4 protein-coding genes and 1 pseudogene are annotated in these 5,865 nt (G+C 40.7%); 1 reads left to right on the top strand and 4 read right to left on the bottom strand.

Translation table 11 applies throughout. The features are described from left to right. Positions 1-151 precede the first annotated feature (151 nt). Positions 152-355 (top strand): transposon-transfer assisting family protein, encoded by a 204-nt coding sequence (locus QZL71_RS12655; protein ID WP_294649059.1) that lies wholly within the window; start codon positions 152-154, stop codon positions 353-355. An 83-nt stretch (positions 356-438) separates the two neighbouring features. Here QZL71_RS12655 and QZL71_RS12650 read toward each other — a convergent pair whose 3' ends face one another. The 4 genes and pseudogenes from QZL71_RS12650 to QZL71_RS12635 form a co-directional block, all read right to left on the bottom strand. Next, positions 439-2,322: an NACHT domain-containing protein gene (locus tag QZL71_RS12650; protein ID WP_294649057.1), complete on the bottom strand. Its 1,884-nt coding sequence runs from the start codon at positions 2,320-2,322 to the stop codon at positions 439-441. Between the two features lie 377 nt (positions 2,323-2,699). Beyond that, positions 2,700-3,869, bottom strand: a complete 1,170-nt coding sequence (locus QZL71_RS12645; RefSeq protein ID WP_154277752.1) for a protein kinase family protein — start codon at positions 3,867-3,869, stop codon at positions 2,700-2,702. A gap of 43 nt (positions 3,870-3,912) precedes the next feature. After that, entirely contained in the window at positions 3,913-4,965 is a 1,053-nt protein-coding gene (locus tag QZL71_RS12640) for a PDDEXK nuclease domain-containing protein (protein WP_294649055.1), read from the bottom strand. Between the two features lie 106 nt (positions 4,966-5,071). After that, positions 5,072-5,865: pseudogene (locus QZL71_RS12635) on the bottom strand (endonuclease); the annotation flags it as partial.

Here is a 5,865-nt window from a genome sequence, read left to right as displayed (position 1 = left end):
TCAAGGCCGAGGAAAAGGCACCGAAAGCCAAAAAGTCCCGCGCAGCTAAACCGAAAAAGCCGTCCATCCGGGCACAGCTGGACGCTGCGAAAAAGGAGCAGAGCAAGCAAACGCCGCCACGGGAAAAGACAAAGGAATTGGAGGTCTGACCATGAATTTCAGCGTGGAAGAAGAAAATTTGATCTGTATATACCACACTTCTGACCGCCGCCGGACGATGGCGCGGATGCTGGCTGCCCTGTCGGATATGGACACCGAAATGCGGCGGTTGGCAAACAGTACTATTGCAAAGTTGAAGCGCATGACTGATGCCGACTTTGACGGGCAGAGGTTTGATTTTACCAACAGCACCTAATTTTAGCATGTTATATAAAAAGAGCAGCAGAACTCGTACTAGTCAAATGTGCGATTCTGCTGCTCTTTTCCTATATATTCTGATTATAATTCATCGAGAATAGATGACACTTTTTTCTTGCGAGATATAGAATTTTCACTATATTTTTCCAATATTTTGAAGCTGAATATAAACCGCGCTTCTACCCATTTACATGCTTCCAAAAAATCTGCTACTGTAAAATTGTGCTCATCCAAGAAAATCATAAGATCATCAAATTCAATAGGCTCTATATGATATCGATTTTGGGGATCTTGTTTTTCTCTTTCTGATACCCATGTGCTTGCAATTTCTCTGGATTTTTTAATTCCTTCTGCATTTGAATAAAAAAAATGGTTCAGTTTACATGTTATCATCAGAATATTACACAAATATCGATTGGAAATACCAAAATCGATTGTGTAGTCCGTTACCCTTTTGCTGTTTTCTAGCTTATATAGCCTTCTTAAGTGTACACCAGAAAACAGTTCTTTCAACAACTCTACGCTAAATCCCATTGAATCATAAAGTTCTTTCAATTTTTTCAATCCGGGACAAAGAACTATTTTATTTACTTTGTCCGGTTGTAAATTATACAGCATCGCCATATATTCATCGCCTACAACAGAAATCGATTCATCAAACCATGTCGCTAGAAGTTTGGATTGAACATCATCTGTCAATTTGCATGTATATAATGCTGCAAAATACTCTTGAAAAGACCTATGAGAGAAACGATACGACAATCCATCTTTTACCAACATGCATACTGACAATGTGAGGTCTTCCTGAAAATCTTCAATTGTAAATTTATATAGTGGAAATCTACTTTGCGCTTCTTGAATTCGTTCTCGCAACTGGTGTTCCGTAAATTCAAACTGTCCCCTGAAATATGATTTAAAACAGATATACGAAAATACTGTTTTAAATTCTTCACAGCCTAAACCAGTTCGAATATCTCGTAAATAGCAATCTTTTGTCGCATCGTGCATATTAAAGAGCGTCGTAAAGGCTTCCTCGTAGAATTCGTTTAAGTTCTCTGGAATTGAAGCATGATTGCTAAATGTCAGCAACATTATCGTTAGCAAAAGTGGATTAGATGCAAAAGACGTATATTTATCATAAAGTGTCCTACTTAACTCTGTATAAAACGCTCTCTTGGCCGATTCATCAAACTCAATTTTGTTGACGAGACTTAATGCTTGTTTTTTCGAAAGAGGCATAACAGACGTTTCAACAAAATCATTCCATCCAATAAACATTTCTGTGGGACGCGAAGATATAATATATGTGTTTTTCTCAAATTTATCGCTAAAACTTTTTATCTCATCTTGAACTTTTTTCAGTTTATCACGATTAACTTCATCAAATCCATCTAAAAGAATGATATATCCTCCTTTCTCCAGGCTATATTTATAGTATTCATCTGCTAATGCAAAGCCATTATCCGATAGCGTTTGATAAACCGCACGGTATATTGAAATGTCCTTATTTTCCATGCCGTTAAACTTTCTGAGTTCAAGCAATACCGGAATGTACTCTGTTTCTTTTATCGTGCTAAGGAACAGGTGCTTCATTAAAATTGATTTTCCTATGCCACCCGTTCCCGTTACAAGAATTTTCTTTCCAATTTTCAACACATCACTAACATTGCTTGTTTTGATAACCTTTCCCTCTAACCTCAGCCCAACACATTCATAAAATGAGTATATATCCTTGGGAACTCTTCTATAAATTAACGTTTTGATTTTGCTATTTCTTTCTTGTGTGACACGGATATAGTCATTAAAAGCAGTTCCTATTTCAATTGATTCTTCTGCACTAAAATCCTTAAAATATTTTTTTACTTTCGCCCAACCTGATGTTGCAGCACTTTTCATTAAATTTGCTGCGGTATCACTTATTATTTTTCCTGCATCTACGGGTGAATATACAATTGGATTTTCCATTTCAATTCCTCCTAAAACTATATTGTACGATTTTAAAATTAATTTTTATAGTTCATCCATGATTTTTTGAATCGAGTTGCAGGTATCATCAAAAGAAACACCCTTCGCATAGTCGTATTCCCCGCTATACTTGCTCCTCTGCTTGCGGAGTGTATCGCTATCCCGAACTTCCTGTATAATCTCCCGGTACTGTGCTAAGATTTTAGCACTGCCGCACTTTTCTGTTGTCTGCTCCAGTGCCCGCCGTAGAGTTGCCTTGTCGTATTCGCCCCCGTGCAGAGCGTACAGGATATAAATTGTATTATAGAGAAATAATGTGTGAATATCAAAACAAGAATATGAATCATAATAATTCGATGATGATTGACTGGCTGTTTCTATGTTAAATTGCCAAATTCAATTTGCATTTCAGAAACATTTTTAAATCGCTTGGAGCGGTCTGGATTCAATCCCTTTTCAACGAATTTTTTCAGGGACTGGTTGACTATATTATTAGTATTCATTTTCCCTGTCATAACAAAATATACAATCCGTGTCAATGCATATATTTCATGTTCAATATTATAGGTGTTGAATCCTTCTACCGCAAGAATTGGGTCGTTAAAATAGCCTTTAGGCTCTGTAGTTGCTGATGTAAGTGAACTGTTCGGGATTTTAACTAGTCCAAAATCTGCAATTTTGATAACGATGGTATCTTCATAAAGTTTAACTAAAATATTTTTCGGACTTATATCTCTATGAAGTTGACCTTTTGAGTGAATATACTCAAACGCTCGTAATATTTGACGAACTATCGACTTGCGTTGCTTACAGTCTAAGGTTGAATTATGGCTCGAAATATATCCATCTAATGTATCATCCATATATTCCATAATATACTCATTTTTGGCAGAGTTATAGTTATAAACTTCAACAACATACGGAGAGGACAATGTACGCATTACATCATACTCTCTTCTAAAACGCGCCAACTCTTTTGAATCTAGTCCCTTTTTTGCTCGCTTTAATATAAAAAATCTATTATAGAAAGTATCTTTGTATTTGAAAACATTTGCATAAGAGCCCTCACCAACCAGTTTTAATTGGTAGGTCAGTTCCTGTTGCTCATGAGAAACGGTAACACTTGAAACGGGAGTGAATATTGGAATCATATAATATAGGTCTATTTTGGCCATATTGGGAGGTAACTCGCTACCACCGCTAGAACGCAAAAAATCCCGACATTTTAAAAACAAATCGGCATAATAAGAATCGATATTGAAAGCAAGGGGAGTTCCTTTAAGAGCCCCAAAAAGTCCATTGATGATGTCCAAACGCCTGATAAGCTCTCGACTCTCATCGGCCCAGAAGTGTGCTTCACACTCACCTGTAGGCAAACGATCATTCATCCTTTTGAAAAGAAGAATCAAATCATGATGCAGAGTTGTAAGAATTTCTCGAAGATGCGGATGCGTAAATGCTTTGTACAAGTCCGCATACTCTGCATTGGGTTCACTGCACTCCATTAGTTCACGATATTGTGCTTCTATACAATTTTCAACATTCATTACTGCCTCCTATATCTATAAAAGTTAAATGTTTTTATGAGCGTTATTGTTTATCATCTAATTTCGGATGTTGCATATAGAAAATATTCTTCTGCCGTTCGATCTCAGCCCGCAGCTGTTCTTTGGTCGGCAGGTAAGTCAAATACTTCGACATGAACAGATGGTCGTTATCATGCAGGACAGAGTATCTCGCGATGTCCTCGCTGGTTTCGCCACACAGCAGAATGCCGATCGTGGGGTTGTCACCCTCTTTGCATTTGAGTTCATCGTACATCCGAACATACATATCAATCTGGCCGACATCTTGATGGGTGATCGTCCCCATCTTCAAGTCAATCAGAACATAGCATTTCAGTTCGATGTTGTAAAACACAAGGTCGATGTAGTAATCTTCCGTATCGGTCACAATATGCTGCTGCCGGGCCACGAAAGCAAATCCCTTTCCCATTTCCATGAGGAAGTCCCGGATGTGAGAAAGAATTGCAGACTCCAAATCGGACTCTGCAAAGGAATCTTCAGTGCGAAAGCCTAAAAATTCTGCCACGATGGGACTTTTGAGAAGTTCAAACTGATGCTTGGGCTCTGCTGCCGTTTTCTCTTTCATTTCTGCAATGACGGCTTCTTTTTTCGGAGAATGGAGTAGCCGATAATAATACTGTGTGCCAATGTTGCGGTCAAGGGTGCGAACACTCCAATTTTCATTAGCCGCTTCATTCATATACCAAACACGGGCATCTTCATCGGGAACACGCAACAAAGCACGAAAATGTGACCAATTAAGATTTTGAACACGCGTGTTCAAAATCTCGGAATCAGGGAAGCAATGGTAAAATTTACGGTAATAGTGAAGATTTCGGCTGGAATAGCTGTTGCCGAATTCCTTTGTGAGTTCTGCCGAAAGAACTGGAATTAAGCGTTTTCCATACTCTGCACGCTCAGCACCGCTCTGTTCTTCTTCAACAATGCGTTTTCCAATATTCCAGTAGGTCATAATCATTGCACGGTTGGCTGCATTATAGGCAATGTTCTGGCCGACGGTAATCAAATTTTTAATATCGGAGATTACCGGCTGATACGGAATGAGGTTGCTGTCCATTTGAAAAATCTCCTTTCCAACTGAGGATTTTTTCTAAGAATCATTGTTTTAATTATAGCAGATATTGTCTGAACTGTCAGCCGATTGCGAGGAAAACTTGCGTGACTTACCGTTCCTGCATCTGCTCCTTTCCCGGTGTTGTCCGTAGGATGCCGTCCACATTCTGCTTGATAATGCCATACTCCTGCATCTGGCGTTTGGCATCATTGTACTGCCGCTGCAGCTGGTCTTTCTGCTCGGCCAACTGCTTATACTCGGTTTTTAATGCGTAGAGGTCGGGCAGCTTTTGAAAGCCCTGTTCTTTCAGGGCCTTGGCCGCTGCTTCATAGAGAATCAGGGTGCCTTCATGCTTGCGCCGGAACTGCTTTTTGTCAGCGGCCCGCTGGTACTCCTGCACCAACGAGTGCAGCTCCTTACAGGTGGTAACATCCTTTATCAGCACGGCCATTTCTGCAAGTCGGCGCTCTGCTGCTTTCAATGCGGTGGCAGCTTCGGTGCTGGCGGCGGTGATCTCGGCCACCCGGCTTTCCAAATCCGGGTAGCTTTCGATTTCATGCTCCGTCAGAAAGTTCAGCGTCCTGGCAGCCTGTTTCAAGTTGTGGAGCTTTGCCCACTTCTCGTACCCTGCGGACTGCTGGGCCTTGATGCTATTCTCCAAATCAATCCGCAGCGAAATTTTGCGGTTTTCTTTGGGCTTCCGCTCCACGAACCGCCCTTTGATGCGCTCGGTGATGGCTTCCTCGGTATAGGCTTCGCCCAGCGTTTTGCAGCGAGTGAACCGCCCCTGTCCGGGCGCACGGAACGAAACGTACTTGCCCCGCTTGACCTCGTAGCCCTGCTCCTGCAGGAGCCGCAGAAAATCGTCAAAATCCTTGGCCTGCGGGATGGCTGCATCTATGG

Source organism: uncultured Faecalibacterium sp., from assembly GCF_900066275.1.
Taxonomy (GTDB): Bacteria; Bacillota; Clostridia; order Oscillospirales; family Ruminococcaceae; genus Faecalibacterium; species Faecalibacterium taiwanense.
The sequence above is the reverse complement of the archived record's forward strand: the minus strand, read 5'-3'. Positions and strand labels throughout refer to the sequence as shown.